This window comes from Acinetobacter uliginosus, assembly GCF_044130295.1.
In the GTDB taxonomy this organism is placed as follows: Bacteria; Pseudomonadota; Gammaproteobacteria; order Pseudomonadales; family Moraxellaceae; genus Acinetobacter.
In genome coordinates, this window is sequence record NZ_JBIQOC010000049.1 from 21,049 (window position 1) to 39,550 (window position 18,502).

At 41.9% G+C, this 18,502-nt stretch carries 15 protein-coding genes and 1 pseudogene; 11 read left to right on the forward strand and 5 right to left on the reverse strand.

Annotation, left to right across the window (positions count from 1 at the left end; translation table 11 throughout):
- Positions 1–42: 42 nt before the first annotated feature.
- The 3 genes and pseudogenes from ACE01T_RS10430 (at position 43) to dnaX (ending at position 4,099) form a co-directional block, all read left to right on the forward strand.
- A pseudogene (locus ACE01T_RS10430) lies at positions 43–1,306 on the forward strand (serine hydrolase domain-containing protein).
- Positions 1,307–1,382: 76 nt separating this feature from the next.
- Positions 1,383–1,832 (forward strand): copper resistance protein NlpE N-terminal domain-containing protein, encoded by a 450-nt coding sequence (locus ACE01T_RS10435; RefSeq protein WP_180080270.1) that lies wholly within the window; start codon positions 1,383–1,385, stop codon positions 1,830–1,832.
- Positions 1,833–1,966: 134 nt separating this feature from the next.
- Positions 1,967–4,099: a DNA polymerase III subunit gamma/tau gene (gene dnaX / locus ACE01T_RS10440; RefSeq protein ID WP_180080267.1), complete on the forward strand. Its 2,133-nt coding sequence runs from the start codon at positions 1,967–1,969 to the stop codon at positions 4,097–4,099.
- A 2-nt stretch (positions 4,100–4,101) separates the two neighbouring features.
- Here the strand turns inward: dnaX and ACE01T_RS10445 are convergent, their stop codons facing one another.
- Together ACE01T_RS10445 and ACE01T_RS10450 are read right to left on the reverse strand one after the other, a co-directional pair.
- Positions 4,102–4,539 (reverse strand): acyl-CoA thioesterase, encoded by a 438-nt coding sequence (locus tag ACE01T_RS10445; RefSeq protein ID WP_180042992.1) that lies wholly within the window; start codon positions 4,537–4,539, stop codon positions 4,102–4,104.
- Positions 4,540–4,704: 165 nt separating this feature from the next.
- The gene (locus ACE01T_RS10450; RefSeq protein ID WP_180080265.1) at positions 4,705–5,865 is read right to left on the reverse strand and encodes an iron-containing alcohol dehydrogenase; all 1,161 of its coding nucleotides are present in this window, start codon (positions 5,863–5,865) and stop codon (positions 4,705–4,707) included.
- 116 nt (positions 5,866–5,981) lie between these two features.
- Between ACE01T_RS10450 and ACE01T_RS10455 the strand changes: the two genes are divergently transcribed.
- From ACE01T_RS10455 to ACE01T_RS10470, 4 genes are read left to right on the forward strand one after another with little or no spacing between them, the layout of a single operon-like run.
- Positions 5,982–6,506, forward strand: coding sequence for a low molecular weight protein-tyrosine-phosphatase (locus tag ACE01T_RS10455; protein ID WP_180080261.1), 525 nt, complete (start codon positions 5,982–5,984; stop codon positions 6,504–6,506).
- A 12-nt stretch (positions 6,507–6,518) separates the two neighbouring features.
- Entirely contained in the window at positions 6,519–7,553 is a 1,035-nt protein-coding gene (gene murB / locus ACE01T_RS10460; RefSeq protein ID WP_180080258.1) for a UDP-N-acetylmuramate dehydrogenase, read from the forward strand.
- A gap of 6 nt (positions 7,554–7,559) precedes the next feature.
- Complete coding sequence (locus ACE01T_RS10465; RefSeq protein ID WP_180080255.1) at positions 7,560–8,687, forward strand: ElyC/SanA/YdcF family protein; 1,128 nt, start codon at positions 7,560–7,562, stop codon at positions 8,685–8,687.
- Positions 8,687–9,730, forward strand: a complete 1,044-nt coding sequence (locus tag ACE01T_RS10470) for an alpha/beta hydrolase (protein ID WP_180042975.1) — start codon at positions 8,687–8,689, stop codon at positions 9,728–9,730. The genes ACE01T_RS10465 and ACE01T_RS10470 overlap by 1 nt, the downstream gene beginning before the upstream one ends.
- A gap of 81 nt (positions 9,731–9,811) precedes the next feature.
- On the opposite strand, the gene ACE01T_RS10475 is transcribed toward ACE01T_RS10470, so the two are convergent.
- Together ACE01T_RS10475 and ACE01T_RS10480 are read right to left on the reverse strand one after the other, a co-directional pair.
- Positions 9,812–11,482, reverse strand: coding sequence for an FMN-binding glutamate synthase family protein (locus tag ACE01T_RS10475; protein WP_300046062.1), 1,671 nt, complete (start codon positions 11,480–11,482; stop codon positions 9,812–9,814).
- A 530-nt stretch (positions 11,483–12,012) separates the two neighbouring features.
- Entirely contained in the window at positions 12,013–13,014 is a 1,002-nt protein-coding gene (locus ACE01T_RS10480; RefSeq protein ID WP_180080245.1) for a helix-turn-helix transcriptional regulator, read from the reverse strand.
- 234 nt (positions 13,015–13,248) lie between these two features.
- On the opposite strand from ACE01T_RS10480, the gene ACE01T_RS10485 reads away from it, so the two are divergent.
- Genes ACE01T_RS10485 through ACE01T_RS10500 form a run of 4 tightly spaced genes read left to right on the forward strand, consistent with a single transcriptional unit; the run spans position 13,249 to position 16,979 of the window.
- Entirely contained in the window at positions 13,249–14,808 is a 1,560-nt protein-coding gene (locus ACE01T_RS10485) for a circularly permuted type 2 ATP-grasp protein (protein ID WP_300046065.1), read from the forward strand.
- A 24-nt stretch (positions 14,809–14,832) separates the two neighbouring features.
- A complete protein-coding gene (locus tag ACE01T_RS10490) occupies positions 14,833–15,435 on the forward strand; it encodes an alpha-E domain-containing protein (RefSeq protein ID WP_180042979.1) in 603 nt (200 codons plus the stop codon).
- Positions 15,432–16,211 carry a transglutaminase family protein gene (locus ACE01T_RS10495; protein WP_180042980.1) on the forward strand — a complete coding sequence of 260 codons (780 nt, stop codon included), beginning with the start codon at positions 15,432–15,434 and terminating at the stop codon, positions 16,209–16,211. The genes ACE01T_RS10490 and ACE01T_RS10495 overlap by 4 nt, the downstream gene beginning before the upstream one ends.
- Positions 16,212–16,238: 27 nt before the next feature.
- Positions 16,239–16,979, forward strand: coding sequence for a proteasome-type protease (locus ACE01T_RS10500; protein ID WP_086197263.1), 741 nt, complete (start codon positions 16,239–16,241; stop codon positions 16,977–16,979).
- Between the two features lie 67 nt (positions 16,980–17,046).
- Here the strand turns inward: ACE01T_RS10500 and alr are convergent, their stop codons facing one another.
- Positions 17,047–18,111, reverse strand: a complete 1,065-nt coding sequence (gene alr / locus ACE01T_RS10505) for an alanine racemase (protein WP_180082209.1) — start codon at positions 18,109–18,111, stop codon at positions 17,047–17,049.
- Positions 18,112–18,502 lie beyond the last annotated feature (391 nt).

The following is an 18,502-nucleotide window of genomic DNA, read 5'->3' on the forward strand; positions in this document are numbered from 1 at the left end:
TTGTTTTAAGCTCATGGAAAACAGATTTCTAGGGATGGAAGGATGCAGCAACTAAAAGATTACCTTTTTGCCAATACGGCAAATTATCAAGGTCACGTCGATGAACGCTTTATCGACCTTGCCAGACAGTTCAGCCGGATGCAGGATGTACGGACAGAGTTAGGTGGCGCTGCTCTGGTGATTTATTTTCAGGGTCAAAAAGTTGTTGATATCTGGACCGGGAAAAAGTCTGAAACCGAAAGCTGGCAAGCAAATACCTTGTCGCTCTGCTATTCCACCGGGAAAGGGGTTTTATCTACCTTAGCGCATATTTTAGTCAGTGAAGGTTTTGTTGATTATGATATTCCAGTAGCAACTTACTGGCCTGAATTTGCCCAACAGGGTAAAGATCAAATTACCTTAAGGCATATGCTGAGTCATCAAAGCGGTTTATATGATATTCGCAATCTTGTTGCTGATGCCTCGGAAATGGCGGATTGGCAGCATATGCTTGCTGTTATAGCCCAGGCCAAACCACGTTTTGAAGTCGCGACAGATGCAGCATATCAGCCCTTAACCTTTGGTTGGCAAGTGGGCGGGGTATTGGAAAAAGCTACAGGGAAGACATTGGCAGAACTGATGCAACACTATCTGATTGATCCATTGCAATTAGATGCTGCCTATTTTGGCGTGCCGAAGGAAAAACTGGCTGAAGTTGCCAGGATTATTCCTCAACAAAAAGTTTCAAAAGATAAGCTTCAAAATTCCAAACCTAAAGTAACCTGCACAGGCACGCAAAGCATCTCCATTCGATAAATTATTGGAGTTATCCGGCCAAAAACCTCAAGACTTTCAGGATGCGATGATTCCAAAAGGAATGAAAAATTTCAGCTTTTTTAGTGATCAAGGTTTACAAGCTATAATTCCTGCGGCAACAGGTGTGTTTAGTGCCAATAGCCTAGCTCGAATTTATGCCATGCTTGCCAATGGCGGGGAGTGGCAAAGGCAGCAGTTGATAGGCACTGAAATCTTTAAACAGTTAAGCCAAATTCAGTACACCCGACGTGACCGGATTATGCCACTACCGATGCATTGGCGATTGGGTTATCACCGGATTTTAACTTTAGGCAAATCATCATCAGGGTTTGGGCATATGGGCTTTAATGGCTCTGGTGCATGGTGTGACCCGGAGCGTGGTTTAAGTTTTGCCTATACCCATAATTTTTCCACGGCTTCCATCACAGGCGATTACCGGCTGTGGGGCTTGACCCAGGAAACACTACGCTGCGCGGATCGTATCTTGGCAGGTCGTAAGGGTTGGTTTTAATGTGCAACATGTTGTTGAGGAAAATAACGGGAAAATATGCTACTTTGCCTGAGATTCTAGCTGCTGTTGATATTTCATGAAAAATGTCGTGTTAATTCCTTTGCTGGCAAGTACTGCATTATTGGGATGTCAGGATGCCAAGCAATCGAATACGCAAGGCAATGCATCTATAGAGTCGAAAAAGCAACTGGCAGCATGGGCAGGAGAATATGAGGGTACAACACCGTGCATGAGCTGTTTATCCCGTTGCGAAGATTGTCCAGGTATGGCTGTGACTTTGGCATTGTATGAAGATCAAACCTATACCTTAACCCGTGAAAGTTTAAGTGGTCATAGTGAAGTCGAAACCTTGAAAGGTAAGCTGCGTTTTATAGATGAATCAAAGCAAAGAATTGAGCTGATCAATGTGGCAACGCGTAATTTACTCTATGTAAATTTAGATGAAAAAGTTCTTGAAATTCGTGAAGATCAAAGCGGTAAAAGCTATCAGATGCAAAGTGATTTTCTTTTGGGAAAACTGAGCTAATTTTATTGAATGTATAAATAAAAATTTCGTCTTTGTTTCGGCAGAATACAAGATTTTTATTGTTCATACCTCCGCCATTTATTTCACTATTTTATAAAAAAACAGTATGCTTAGACCTGTAAAAAGGAGCATACATGTATCAAGTACTTGCACGAAAATACCGTCCACGTAATTTTAATGAATTGGTGGGGCAAAACCATGTGTCGCGCGCACTGACGAGTGCCTTGGAACGTGGTCGGTTGCATCATGCGTATTTGTTTACCGGGACTCGCGGAGTAGGTAAAACCACGATTGCCCGTATTTTGGCGAAATGTCTGAACTGCGAAACTGGCGTGACCTCAACGCCTTGTGAAGTGTGTGCAACCTGTAAAGCGGTGAATGAAGGCCGTTTTATCGATTTAATCGAGATTGATGCGGCTTCACGTACCAAAGTAGAAGATACACGTGAATTGTTAGATAATGTTCCCTATGCGCCTACGCAAGGTCGTTTCAAGGTTTACTTGATCGATGAAGTGCATATGCTTTCGACGCATTCCTTTAATGCCTTACTGAAAACATTAGAAGAACCACCTGAACATGTAAAATTCCTTTTTGCTACCACTGATCCACAAAAATTACCGATTACTGTTATTTCCCGTTGCTTGCAATTTACTTTGCGTCCACTAGCAGTCGATGAAATTACCGAACATCTCACCAGTATCTTAAACAAAGAAGAAATAAAAGCCGAACAGGATGCCATCTGGCAAATTGCTGAATCTGCCCAGGGGTCATTACGTGATGCCTTATCTTTAACCGATCAGGCCATTGCCTATGGTCAGGGCGCAATCCAGCATCAAGATGTCAAAGACATGCTGGGTCTGATTGACCGTACCATCATTTATGATTTGATCTTGGCCATTCATCAGAACCAGAAAACCCGTGTCAGTGAATTGCTGATGCAATTTAGACAACAGGCGCTGGATGTGTCACTGGTTCTGGATCAATTGATTTCAACCCTGCATGAACTGGCATTACTGCAGTATTTGCCTGAGCTGAGCTTGAAATACAGTGCTGAAATCAATCAAAAGATTATGCAGTTGTCGCAACGCATTTCAGCACAAGATTTGCAATTGTATTATCAGGTGGCCTGTAAAGGCCGTGCTGACCTGCAACTGGCGGTGACGCAAGAGCAGGGCTTTGAAATGTGCGTATTGCGCTTATTGGCGTTCCGTCCATTACAGCCCAATGAAGTTCCGCTATCACAAGTACAACAAGTTGTTACACCGAGCGTTCAGCCTGTAGTACAACAGTCGATTCAACATGAGGTTCAGCAGCAAGCAGCTCAAAATATAATGGTAGAACAGGACACACCTGTTGAATCAGCAGCTGTATATGATGATTTTGATGATGCTCAGTATGATGATGACTCATTTAATGAAGTTACAGCTCAATCTGTTTCTGTAGATGAACCAAGTTCGGATGATTTCCTGGAGAAAGAAACTGTAGAAGCTGAAGTGCGATCTACTCCATCAGATTCTTCATTGCATCCAGCTCAAGTACAGTCGGAAAAAATTATCTTCGATCCATCGAGTGACGATGCTTTATTTGGCTTTGATGATGAGCCTGAAGCAATAAGTACTACAGCTGATGAAGCAAGCAGTGATGACTTTCTGTTTGATGAACTAGTACCCTTAGTACCTTTAGCAGCCAATCAATCAACGCCTGTCAAAGCTCCAGCGGAAGTTCAGGTGCAAGTTCAGCAACCTATAGAAGAAACAGCACAAGATTCATTATTTGATTTGGCAGCTGAACCGGCTGTTCCTGCACATCAAGATGTACAAGGCAATCTGTCAGATGTTTCCTCGAAACTGATGCCACAAGATATTTTAAGACTAAAGCCTCAAGTTCTTGAAGGCGAGTGGACGGTGGATAAATGGGAGTATTGGTTCCGTAACAGTGATCTTTCACCGGCAGTCCAAGAATTGGCTCAACATGGCGTGATGACGGGGCAAATTAATGGTGATTCAATCTTCCATATTCCAAAACAATATGAAGCTCTGTTGACCCAGTTGCAGCATGCCTTGGAGCAGGCATTAAAAACAGAATGGTCGAGTACTCATTTTCAGGTTCATTATGCAGATGTAGAAACCACAACGCCGTATAGCATGCAAAGTGAGCGTAAAGAAAAAGCCTATGCACGTGCGGCAGAGCTACTGCATGCAGAACCAGCGGTCAAAGAGCTTCTGCAAAACTTTGAGGGTGAAATACAGAATATCCAGCTCAAATAAGCTTATTCATTCACATTATATAGATATAAAGCATCCCGTATTTTAATTGGAATCGGGGTGCTTTTTCGTGTCTGTCGGTCTACAAATACATGTACGAAATGACCCTGTGCAGAAGCCACTTCATGACCCTGTTTAAAAATCGCTAAATCATATTGTACGGATGAATTTCCCAGTTTCGAAATAGCTACGCCGACCTCAATGATTTCAGGATAAGACAGTTCCTGAAAAAAGCTACATGCCGAATCGACCACCAAGCCAATGACTGGCGAATAGCGAATATCAAAGTCGGCCTTTTCAATCAGTAAGGCATTGGCAGCTGTATCAAAATAACTGTAATAAGTCACATTGTTGACGTGTCCATAAATATCATTATCCGACCAGCGGGTTTGAATAGGTAAAAAGTATGAAAAATCGGCACGATGTTTGGGTATTTGTTTCATTGGCATAGTTGTTTTGATGATTTCATTTGTTTTTACTGTGAAGTCCATAAAAATACAAGTGAAAAAATAGATCATCTCAATAAAATGGGATGACCTGTAATAAATCATTATTTGGTTATTTTGATATCACTTAAATCTGTTTTTATCACAAATATAAATAGAAATTTATGCATAAATAGCTTGGTAAATTTCCCGTGCATCCTGTTGAATCAGGTCACGCGGGTTATTTTGCAACAGCCGGGTTTGCAGCATCGCATCACTTGCCAATTGATCCAGCATATTTTCAGGAACATTTAAATCTTTCAGCTTTAAAATCAGGCCACTTTGGTCTAAGTGATTTTGCATATGATCAATAAATAAATCACACAAACCATCTGTACTGCCAGTACTTTTCGGGTCCAACCAGCACATCAGTTCGGCATAGTACTGTTTGGCATTTGGTGCATTGAATTTTAATACTTCGGTCAAAACCAGAGCATTGCTATGGCCATGTGAAATATGAAAATGTCCGCCTAAGGGATAAGCCAGTGCATGGATTGCTGCCACAGGAGCATTGGCAAATGCCTGTCCGGCGAGCATTGATCCAACTAGCATATTTTGACGTGCTTCTAAATTCTGCCCATCTGCTAAGACTAAACTTAGATTTTTATTGAGTAATCTTAAAGCCTGTTTAGCTAACATGTCGGCATAGGGATTCTTTTTGATTTTTGAGGTATAGGCTTCAATCGCATGCACCATCGCATCAATACCGGTTGCCGCGGTAATATGTGCAGGTAAGTTTTGGGTAAAAGTCGCATCTAAAATGGCGACATCGGCAAATAAAACTGGAGCAACGATGCCTGTTTTGGTGGTTTCAGCTGTAGTGACAATCGAGATGGGAGTGACTTCGGAACCTGTACCGGCAGTGGTCGGGACTAAAAGCAAAGGTAGTCGAGGTGATTTGGCATTATTAACCCCGTATAAGTCTTGCAAGCTTTGCTGCTGTTCGGGATGGGCCAGTATTGCAATGATTTTCGCGACATCGAGCGAACTGCCACCACCAAAACCCAAGATGATGTCTGCTTTTTCATTCTTGGCGAATTGTACGGCGTCCAATACAATATGTTCAGGAGGATCGGACTGAACGTTTGAATAAATTGCATAGGGCAGTCGAATGGTTTCTAAAATTTCAATAATCAGCATATGCAGTTGCTGCTGAATGATGCCGGCATCGGTGACCAGCAACAGTTTTTTACAAGCGTGTTGTTGCAATAATGGCTTTAACTCATAGATCGAGCCCAGTCCTGAAATAATATTCGAGACGGTTTGAAATTGAAAATGGCTCATCTATTGCTTCCTTTTTGATATCAAAATCAAGATTATTGTTTTAGTGTTCTATAGGATTCATCCTGTAAATAACTTAACATAAGACACCTGAAAATAAAGCAGTAATTGAGGTTGTTATGTCATCCAAAACGCCCTATAAGGTGTTATGTGTATGTTTAGGAAATATTTGTCGCTCCCCCACGGCAGAAGTTGTTCTTAGACATTTTTGTGATAAACAGCAACTGAATATTATGATCGACTCTGCAGGAACCAGTAATTACCATCCCGGAAAAGCACCAGATGAGCGTAGCCAGAAACATGCCTTAAAACGGGGCTATGATTTATCATCGTTACGGGCGCGCCAGTTAAAAGCGCAAGATTTTCTTGAATTTGATCTTATTCTGGCGATGGATCATGAAAATTTATTCAATATTCAAATGCTTTTAAAACAGACTCAAACCGCATATGCGGCCCGCCAGATTCGGGCAAAAATTGCATTGATGAGTGAATACGATCAAACTTATCCCAAACAGGCGTTGCCAGATCCTTATTATGGCGGAGCAAATGGGTTTGAGCGTGTACTCGATCAGTGTGAATCGAGCAGCTTGGCTTGGGTCAGCATTTTTAAACAGCAGTTCAAACAACAGATCGATGTGAAATAAAGGTTTAAGCACATGAATATTCAAACTCAAATTCAACTTAAGCCTTTTAATACCTTAAGTCTTGATGCAACCACATCGCATTACTGCAAAGTTCAGTCCACAGCTGAATTGGTGGATGCTTTAAATTATGCTAAGCAACAGCAGTTAAATGTTTTGATTCTCTCCGGTGGCAGCAACATGCTTTTGCCGGAAAAAGTCCATGCGCTTGTGATTCATATGGATATTCAAGGCATTGAATATGTGACTGAAGATGATTACAGCAAAACCATTCGCGTGGGTGCAGGTCAGGTCTGGCATGATTTCGTACTCTGGACTACAGAAAATCATTTATATGGCCTGCAGAATCTGGCACTTATTCCAGGTTTGGTCGGTGCATCTCCGGTACAGAATATTGGTGCCTATGGAGTAGAAGCGGGCGAGTTCATCGAGTCGGTTCAAGTTTATGACCGTCAGCTGGAACAATTCAGCACCATTCTGGCTCAAGATTGTGATTTTTCCTATCGGCACAGTATTTTTAAAGACGACCCGAACCGTTTTGTGATTACTCATGTGACTTTTAAGTTGCTTAAGCAAGCCCATTTAATGTTGAATTATGGGGATCTTAAACAAGCTGTGGGAGAGGAACAGACTGCTGAAAACCTGCAAAAACAAGTTATTCAGATTCGTCAAAGCAAATTGCCAGATCCAAAAGAATATCCTAATGTGGGAAGTTTCTTCAAAAATCCGATTATTTCAGAACAGCTTTTTGACCATTTAGTACAGACATTTCCGAATTTGCCCCATTACCCTCAGGCCAAAGGTGGGGTTAAAATTGCAGCAGGTTGGTTGATCGATCAATCCGGCTGGAAGGGTAAAAGACTGGGTGTGGTGGGTATGTTCCATAAGCAAGCTTTGGTACTGGTCAATTATGATCAGGCCAATCTGGCAGATGTTCAGACCACCTATCATGCTGTACAACACGATGTGCAGCAAAAATTTGATATTTTGTTAGAACCAGAACCAGTCTTGTTTGATGAAACAGGCTTAATTCGTTCACATATGGAATAAAAGACAATGGCGAAATCACATTGGATGGTTCGACTGGTACAAATTGCTTCAGTGCTATTTGTACTGTTCGGCTGTTTCATGGTTTTGCTTTATTCACCCTTTTATTCTGGTTGGGTGGTGAGTGCATTAAACAGTTTTGTGCCTGTAGAAGTGAATCAGGTCGCGGCAAAAAGCCAGCAAATGGCAGCTTTAAGTGAACATGAAGATCTGGAACCTGGTTCTAAAGTCTGGATTGCCCGTCAAGCCTATCTGAAATTGATGGAAGAGGCGATACAAAGCCATAATTCACAGGATCTGGTATTGATTCAAGCGCGTTATAAAGCCTTGCAACAAACGATTGAAGATGCACAACTCCAGGAAAAAGAACAACAGGACAAACCGCAAATTCCGCTGCTGGCAAATCCGGTCGAAGCTGCCTCTGAAGCAGAAGATCCAACTCAAACCGTTAAAGACTTGCTGGATTTGAACAGTACTGAAAATAAAGCCTTAATGGAAAAATATCTGGATTTTCTGCGCACGCATGAAATAGAACCGGAAAAGGTCGCTGAAGAACCGGTAGACGAAAGCATTTATCAGGATATTGCCCTGATTCATGAGCAAAATGAACAAGCACAGCCTCAAAGCTCTAAACCTTATGCGATTGTGGTCCTGGGTGGTGGGTTGACACTGGATAAAAATAGCAAGGATATTGTGGTAAACAAATATACCCGTCTGCGTTTAGAAAAAACCTTAGAAATAGAACAACAGTACCATTTACCGATTGTGCTGAGTGGCGTTGAAGCACCGTATATGCAGCGCTGGTTAAAAGCATATAATGTCGATGCGAAACTGCTGGAAGACCGCAGCATGAATACCTGTGAAAATTCGCGTTTTAGCTCATTGCTATTGCAGAAAAAAGGTGGAGCTCCACGGGTGATTCTGATTACCGACCGTTATCATATGCCGCGGACCCGTCGTTTATTTGCCTTAAATGGTATTGAAACTGTACCCGTAGAAGCACCCATGCCGACTCAATTGACCCGGTGGCGTCCAAGTGAACAGAATTATGATCATAGTCGCCGTGCCAATTATGAAATGTTAGCCACTATTCGTGATATCTGGTTTGGTTCCAGTGATTGCCGAGAGGTACCTTAATGCCTGATATTCCATTTTTAAATCCTGCCATTTTAAAACGGCTGGATTTACCCGTTCCAAGTCGTGAAACCACACCTCAATTACTTGAAGCATTGAATCTGAACCAGCCTTATCACCCTTCAGTCGAAATTCAGGCCTATCGCAAGTTATATGGTTTGCATTTGCTGGACTGTGAGCATTGGCAAGGTTATGTACAAATGCCTTTGTTTAAACTGCATGTACAGGTATTTCAACCGAATCTGGAAAAAAATGCCTTACCGAAAATACGAGGCACGGTATTTTTACTGCACGGCTATCTGGAACATAGCGGGATTTACCAGCCGATTATTCGTGAATTGCTGGAACAGGGTTTTAGTGTCATTACCTATGATTTGCCCGGTCATGGCCTCAGTGACGGTTCGCCGGCAAATATCAAGAATTTTGATCATTACCAGCAGGTATTACATGCTGTTTATCACTACATTAAAAATGCCGAGCAATTACCGAAACCCTGGTTAGGCATCGGTCAGAGTACCGGTGGTGCTATCTGGATGCATCATTTGCTGGAATTTGCCCAGCGTCGTGAAAATCCCTATGTAGACCGTGTATTATTGCTTTCACCGCTGCTTCGACCAGCCAAGTCGGCGTGGTGGCATAATTCTGTTGGTCTGGGTATTATCCGACGGATTAAGCGTCAGGTACCACGGCATTTTAGACGTAATAATCACAATCCTGAATTTCTACGTTTTGTCCGTTTAAAAGATCCGTTACAGCCCCGTATGATGGGAATGGACTGGATTCTGGCTATGTCAAAATGGATGCAGGAAATGGAAGCGCGTCCTGCTTGCCGAATTCCCGTTTGGCTGGCACAGGGAGCACAGGACCAGACGGTGGACTGGCGCTATAATATTGAGTTTATTCGTCGCAAGTTCCGTTTACAGACCTTATTGATGCTGGAAGAAGGGTCACATCAGTTGATCAATGAACGTGCCGATATTCGTGCTGCCTTAACCGGTTTGATTCCAGCTTTTTTACATGCTCAAAGTTCATCTGGTTATTATTGATTTTCGATTGCATCAATACGTCAAAGAGGCCAGATGGGCCTCTTTATTTTTTAAATAAGTCTCTCTGAATTTGTGCCGTGATTAAAATCGATCCGCATGGGCTAAATTCCAGATGCGATAATAGAAGTTTTCAGTATCCTCAGCTTTGCAGTTGAGTAATTCACCTTCTTTTAACCAGAAGTGTAACTGGGCATAGTTCTTAATTTCCCGGTCATTAATGCGCTGGGCTAAATGATGCGGCTTGATATCCGCTGGATGTTTTAAGCCTGCGACTGCAATCATTTCGGATAAGGCACGCAGGGTATTTTTTTGAAAATTCAAAACACGAACTGCCTTGCTGGGAACATGCAGGGCTTTTTGCCGTTCCTGGTCCTGGGTGGTAACACCAACCGGGCATTGGTTGGTATGACAACTTTGCGCCTGAATACAGCCTACGGCAAACATAAAGCCACGTGCTGAATTGACCCAGTCTGCCCCAATTGCCATGGTACTAGCAATGTCAAATGCACTGATAATTTTACCGCTTGCGCCTATCTTGATTCGATTTCTTAAACCTGCACCGACCAGGGTGTTATGGACAAACAGTAAACCTTCACGTAAAGGCGTACCCACATGGTCAATCAGTTCAATCGGGGCAGCACCACTACCACCTTCAGAGCCATCTACCACAATAAAGTCCGGCACAATTTGAGTTTCAAGCATGGCTTTGACGATACTCATGAATTGCCAAGGCTGGCCAATACAGAGTTTAAAGCCCACCGGTTTACCGCCAGACAGTTCACGCAGTTGCTGTATAAAATGCATCATTTCAATCGGAGTGCTAAATGTAGAATGTTGTGCTGGAGATACGCAATCATGTTCCCGACTCACTCCGCGTATCTGGGCAATTTCTTCTGAAATTTTGCTTTTAGGCAAAATTCCTCCATGACCCGGTTTTGCCCCTTGAGACAGCTTGATTTCTATCATCTTGATTTGCGGTAATCGTGCTTGCTTGGTAAATTTTTCCGGATCGAACTGACCCTCCAGAGTACGGCAGCCAAAGTAGGCACTGCCGAGTTCCCAGACAATATCTCCGCCATTTTCCAGATGGTAAGGACTGATACTGCCTTCACCGGTATCATGGTAAAAATTTCCCATTTTCGCCCCCAGATTCAACGCCCGAATCGCATTGGCGCTCAGGCTGCCAAAACTCAGAGCCGAGATATTCATAATGGAGGCGCTATAGGGCTGTCGACATTGATCATTGCCGATTTGAATACGGAAGCTTTCAGAATCGGCAGGTTTGCATGGCGTAATGGAATGGGTGATAAAGCGATAATCTTGCTGATAGACATCAATCAGGGAACCAAACGGTTTATCGGCATTTTTATTCTTGGCACGTTGATAAACCAGACTGCGTTGCATCCGTGAAAATGGCAGGGCATCCTGATCGTCTTCAATAAAATATTGCCGGATTTCAGGACGAAACTCTTCAAAAATAAAGCGAAAATGTCCAATGATGGGATAATTTTTCAGGATTGAATGCTGATTTTGCAAGATATCATATACGCCAACAAGGGTCAGGATTCCTGTAATCAGCCATAAAGAATTCAGAAAGGGATCGGAAAGAAAATAATGAATAGATTGAGGCTCATAGATAATTCGAAACCAGCTAATCGTTAAAGTAATAAAAATACAGCTAAACCAAACCGAGTATCGTGAGAAAAAAGTATTTAAAAGTCTATGTCTGACGGCTTGGGCTGGAACTGGCATTTTCATGTTTCCATCAAATGGTTCATAATATGAATTTGCCTAGTTTATATACACTGTACAAGTTCTGATTTGTAAAACCGTTAAGGGGAAATAAGAGTAAATCTCAGCTGTTAAGGTTGAGTACAGGCATTATTGAATTTAATAAAAGTCGGACTGAACACTACAGAAGAGTATATAAACATAGGGAAATAGAAATTCAGAATAAATGCTTAATCAATAATCAGATTAACACTGCTGATCTTATGCTTTCACAAAGCGGAGAGTTTGAATTACATTGGTTTTATCTAAGCCACAGAGGTAATTTATATGACGATGAAATCCATTCGCTATAACAGTGGAGAACTGGCGTGCTAAAGCACAATAGGTTTTTCTCCACGTGTAAAATCCGTCACCATCAAGCTTTATGTCGGGGTGAGAAAATAAAGCTTGATGTTCTAGAGGCCTACCAGACAATACTAAAAATAGATCCAAGCAGAAATATTTTATAGTCCCAAAGATTGGGACTTTTTTTATTGTTTATTTCAGTGCTTTTATTCATCCGCGATTTGACGAACTGCATTTGAAACATCAATTGGCTCGATGTGCTGAATCTTGTTGCCAAAACTCCTTAACCACCATGCCAATTGTGAAGTGAAAGGCACGGTTGCAGTGACTTGGGCCAAACCATTCTCTAATTTTTCAATTACCTGGTCCGTGCTGAGCTGGCTTTCATCAAAGTAATGTGCATCTTCTTCTGTCATGGTCAGTTTTAATGTCACATTTTGGGTCGGTTTGTTATAGTCGACCCTAAAGCCTAAGGCACCGGATTCAATATAGGCATCAATATCAAAGTTAACCGGATGCATCGCGCGCGAATTTAGCACTACAGCCGATTTAAAACGATGCAGGGCAAAGGTCTGAATATCGGTTTTATCATGGCGGGTACAAATCAAATAAATAATCGCACCTTTTTGTACCAACGCTAAGGGATTTAAAATATAGGTTTTTTCTTCGCCAGAATGGCTGCGTCCCTGGTAAACACATTCCAGCTGTTTGTCTTGCAGCAAGCCTTCATAAATGGACTGTTGTGCCAGTTTGTCGACGACAGGGGGAATCAGCGGTTGAGTCCCCGGGACAATACGCACACGGTTAATCCATTGGCGTACATTGTTTTGGGTCGACAAGCTGCGACGTGCCAGATCAAACCATGGATTCATCTCTTCAATCAGGCTAGGCGGCAACAGGTGTTTTAAATGTTCTTCGACCATCATAAAGGTGACTGCTTGCGAGCTGGTCATATGCGGCAAACTTTGAATAGGCGCATCTGAACGCCAGCGCCAGCCTTGAGGCACGGTTTTACTGCTTTCAATCGGAAAACGTAGCGAGATTTGATTTAAATCACGTTGAATGGTACGCAGGCTGATATCAATGCCTTCACGCTGTAAAATTTCCTGTAATTCACGGGTGCCCATCCATTTCCCGGTAGAAAGACGAGATAAAATTTGCCACTGACGATACAGGCTATTTGACGTTTCTTTTTCTTGTGAAGACATAACTAAAATTAAAGAACCAGTAGAGTGTTTATATATCCATTAAATGATGAACACAATAAAAAAACTGAATTATTTTCGCAAGCATGGGTGTCTGTAACTCTGCATATTTTGCTCCAGATTTATGCAAAAAATGCCGTTGAATGCATAAAATCATCATAGCTCAATAACTTAAAGAATGATTGGCATGTTTGTTGCTAGAGTCTAATCACAATAGAAAACAATGACGAGGTTTGTATGCTTAAAGAGAATCAAGATACAAATTCAATTTCTTTATTAGAAAATTTTGCTCACAGTGATATCGGGACTAATAGTAGCGTGACTACGGTAAATCAAGTAAAGCCACAAAATAAGGTAAATGCATTATTTCAACAGTTCAAATCACATTTCTTTAATGAGCTGGTTGATGATCGAAACATGTCTGGGGAAACCTGCCAAAAGATAGAACATTGGTTATCACAGCATACTCTGGAAGAGTTAAAGTCGCTTAACCAGACCGCCAAGGAGCATTTTTTATATGATGGTATTACTTTTACTGTCTATGGCGAATCTGAAGGAATTGAACGAACCATTCCCTATGATCTGATTCCGCGTGTCATTGAGAAAAAACAATGGAACAAGGTGTCACTTGGCTGTGCACAAAGAGTGCGCGCGCTGAATTTATTTTTACACGATATTTATCATCAACAGGACATTTTGAAAGCCAATATTGTGCCTGAGTTGCAGGTGTTAGCTCATGAAGCCTATCAGCCACATATGTATGCACATGACCTAAAAGGAAAAATTTACAGTCAAATCAGTGGGATCGATATTATCCGTGACCGTCATGGTGAATTTTATGTACTGGAAGATAATTTAAGAACGCCATCCGGTGTGTCTTATATGCTGGAAAGCCGGAAAATTAGCCAAAAAATAATGCCACAGCTGTTCCAGCAAAATAACGTTTTGGGTATTGAACAATATCCTCAGTTACTCAAAGAGATCCTTGTTGAAAATGCCTATGTAGATAAGCCTTTTATTGTGGTCTTGACTCCGGGTCGTTATAACAGCGCATATTATGAACATTCCTTTTTGGCAAGGGAAATGGATGTGCCTTTAGTGACATCACGTGACCTTTTTGTAGAGAACGATAAGGTTTATGTCAAAACGATTCGTGGCAGACAGCGGGTTGATGTAATTTATCGGCGAGTCGATGATGCATATCTCGATCCTTTATGCTTTTTGCCGGATAGCACCTTGGGTGTGCCTGGCTTAATGTCAGCTTATTTAAATCACAATGTGGTGATTGCCAACGCGCCGGGTACCGGAGTGGCTGATGATAAATCGATCTATCCGTACGTGGATAAAATGATCCATTTTTATCTGGGCGAGCAGGCCATTTTAAAAAATGTACCGACTTATCTGTGTCGGGAAAGTGAAGATCTGGAATATGTCTTAGCCAATCTGGAACAACTGGTGGTGAAAGAAGCACAGGGTTCAGGCGGTTATGGAATGTTGATTGGCCCACATGCCTCAAACAGCCAGATTGAATCTTTTAGAGACAAAATTAGTGCGGCACCGCATTTGTATATTGCGCAGCCGACGCTAGATTTATCGGTTTGCCCGACTTTAACCGATTTTGGCGTGGCAGAGCGTCATATCGATTTGCGCCCATTCGTCCTTAGCTCACCATATCGAACCGAGATTGTACCGGGTGGCTTGACACGGGTAGCCATGCAGGCAGGGTCGCTAGTGGTGAATTCTTCACAAGGTGGTGGCATTAAAGACACCTGGGTTGTCGATAATCTGCATTCATAGACCTTTAACCATGGGAAGGAAATCATGATTTTATTAAATAGTAATGCTCAGCACATTTTTTGGTTAGGTCGTTATTTAACCCGGATTCAATATACCTGTAGCCAGTTTCCGTTTGTGGAAGATCAGGAGGCATTGCAATATGCCCATGCTTTTTGCTTGCCGGCTTTTGATGCGAGTTCACTCAATGCATTATTGCTGGATGCTGAACAGCCGTCGTCTTTTCATCAACAATTTCAATATGCCAAAGACAACATACAGGACTTGCGTGGCATACTTTCAGCCAAGACTTATGCAGAGCTGAATCAGCTAATTAAAAATGCTCATGCGAATGCGAGCTATATATGTGACGTGGCAGCAGATTGCCATGATGTGATAGAGGCTGAATCGGCAGATGTGTTTCTGTTTTTTAGTTTGGGACAGAATATTGAGCAGTTGGACAGACAAATTCGTCTAAAACAGGAACAAAACACAACTTTAGACAATATTGATAAAATTGTTGATCTGCTGGCTCAGATTGGCTGGGATAAGCTGGATGCTGCCTGGCAGCAGCTTAAATTAAACCCGGATAGTATGAATTTTTATCACTTTAGTGATCATATTCAACAGCTGTTTGAGGTGGATGTATGAAGTTGATGATCAATCACCAAACGCATTATCAATATAGTGATCATGCCTGTAACAGCATTCAGTATATTAAAATGACGCCAGGCAGCAATGCTCATCAGCAGGTACATTGTTGGGATGTCAGCGTGCCGGGGTTAAAAGAAATTAAAAGTGATGCTTTTAACAATATCTGGATTACCAGTTCGCAGCGACAGCCTTACAGCCAGATGACCATCATGGCACAGGGCATTGTCGAGATTAATCCTACGACGCAATTTGGAATTGATACACACATCAATCCGCAATTATTTTTGCAGCCTACCACAAGTACGCTGTGCAATGCCGACATGAAAAGTTTTGCAGATTGCTATGTTCCTCGCATTAATCGGGCTAACTTGATTGTGCTGTCTGAAGCCATCTTGAATTATATTCCCTATACACCTGAGCAAACTTCGGTCCATACCTCTGCAATCGAGGCTTTTCAATGCCGACAGGGGGTATGTCAGGATCACAGCCATGTCTTTATTGCCATGTGTAAATATTTAGGCTTGCCGGCACGTTATGTATCAGGTTATTTATTTGTACCCTATACCTCTCATCTTGCCAGTCATGCTTGGGCAGAGGTTTTTTTTGAAAATACGTGGTATTGTTTTGATACCAGCAACCAGTTATTTACGCCTAATGCACATATATATGTCGCCATAGGCCGGGATTACTGGGATGTTGCGCCAGTGCGAGGGATACGAGAGCGTGGAGGTATTGAATCCATGAGCTCTATTGTTCAAGTGCTCGCTTGCTGAAAATTTTAAAGTCATAAGGAGTTTCTAATGACTTATTGTTGTGCGCTACGGTTAAAAGACGGCTTGGTTTTTGTAAGTGATACCCGTACCAATGCCGGAGTTGATCACATCTCGGTATTTCGCAAGCTCTATATCTTTGGTGTGGAAGGAGAACGGTTTTTAACCATCCAAACATCAGGGAATTTAGCCACAACTCAAGCAGTGATTGGTCACTTAAACAACCATCTGGAACTTAAACAGGAACCGAACTTATATAGTGTCAACACCATGTTTGAGATGGCGGAACTGGTGGGCCATACCTTGAAAAAAGTGATTGCCGATGTGGTTGAAGATGCTCACACGCATGAACAAAGTAATTATTACTGCAGCATTTTGCTGGGCGGGCAGATTCAAGGGTCAGAAATGCAACTGTATAATATTTACCCGCAAGGCAATTTTATTTGTGCCACAGAAGATACTCCGTATTTTCAGATTGGTGAAAGTAAATATGGCAAGCCCATACTCGACCGGGCTTTAATTTATGAAATGCCTTTAGATGAAGCCGTACGCTGTTGTTTAATCTCTTTTGATTCTACCTTGCGTTCCAATGTTTCTGTAGGGATGCCACTTGATACGGTCGTGTATAGAAAAGATTCTTTGCATATTCCGAATGGCAAACGAATTTATGAAGAAGATCCCTATTTCTGGAAACTCAGTAAACAGTGGTCAGATACTTTGCGCCGTGGCTTACAGGAATTGCCAATCCCGACTGATGACTATCTAGAGTAATAAGCAGTTATGAAATTGTAAAAAAACCCAAGTACAAGCTTGGGTTTTTTTATTGGGATTTAAAATATTATTTTCTTATAGGACGTGCACTTAAACGACAGAGTAGCTCATAACCAATGGTGCCATTGGCTGCGGCAACATCATCAACCAGACGATTTTTACCCCAGAGTTCAACTTCAGTTCCAAGCGGAGCATCCATACCGGTCACATCAATGGCAATCATGTCCATGGCAACGCGGCCAATCACACGGGTCGCTTGACCGTTAATAGATACATAGTTCTGTTTAGGGAAGGCACGAGGGTAGCCATCTCCATAACCAATTGAAACGATAGCGAGGTCCATGTCTTTGTCAGCGGTAAAGGTGGAGCCATAACCGACATGTTCACCTGCTTGAATGTGGTTTAGGGCAATAATTTCAGCCGTAAAAGTCATGACCGGTTTAAGTCCTAAATCATGGACGGATTGATCTGCAAATGGTGATGCACCATAAAGCATGATTCCTGGACGGACAAAATCAAAATGCAGTTCAGGCCATTTATAAATAGCAGCGGAATTACAGCAAGAGCCCATCACGGGCGCACAAGCTTGTTTCACTTGCAGGAACTGATTTTTTTGTTGTTCATTTAAAGGATGGTTGGCATCGGCATTGGCAAAGTGCATGGCCAATACACAAGTAAAACCCTCAGCTTTAAGTGAATTAATTACTTCAATAATTTCGGGTACTTTAAAACCAAGACGGTTCATACCGCTATTCAGCTTGACCCAAACTTTTAATTTTTTACCAATATAAGCTGCTTTATGGGCGCGTAACCAGTCTAACTGTTGCTGATGATGGACCACACATTCAATATTGTTCTCTATCACCACCTGCATTTCATCTTCAGAAAAAATGCCTTCAATGAGGGTAATCGGTTGCTTATAGCCAAGTTCACGAATTTCTAAAGCCTCTTCCAGGCAGGCGACACCAAAAGCATCCGTTTCACCCAAGGCTGCTAAACAGTCTTTGACTCCATGTCCATAAGCATTGGCTTTGACCATACTGACAATTTGAGCAGTCGGTGCAAGTTGTTTGACACGGTTTAAATTATATTGAAGGGCTTCTCTATCAATATAAACTGTTGCTTGGCGCACCCTCGTCACTCCTTGGGATTACAATAAAAAATTACAGCAATTTGTTATATCAAATCGCTTATAAGCTCTACATAAGAATATTATAGATATGCTATTCCTCAGTCTTGAAAATGAGGAACTTAAGCAAAATGGAGAGGGATATTGTAATCCTATGACTGAAAATAAACACTAAGTTAAAGTGTATTTTTCACCAAATATTAAACAGAAAAAATTTATGTAATACGTAGCAGTGATGAATTAAAGCAATGGTACAAGAAAAATAAATTTAAAAAAACGAGGTCAGCACCCACTGCTGTCCCATAGTTTGCTTTAAATAAAAAAACCTGAGTCCTAACAGTTAAAATATGAGTGCAAACAAACACTTTAACGACCAGGATTCAGGTTTTGTCAC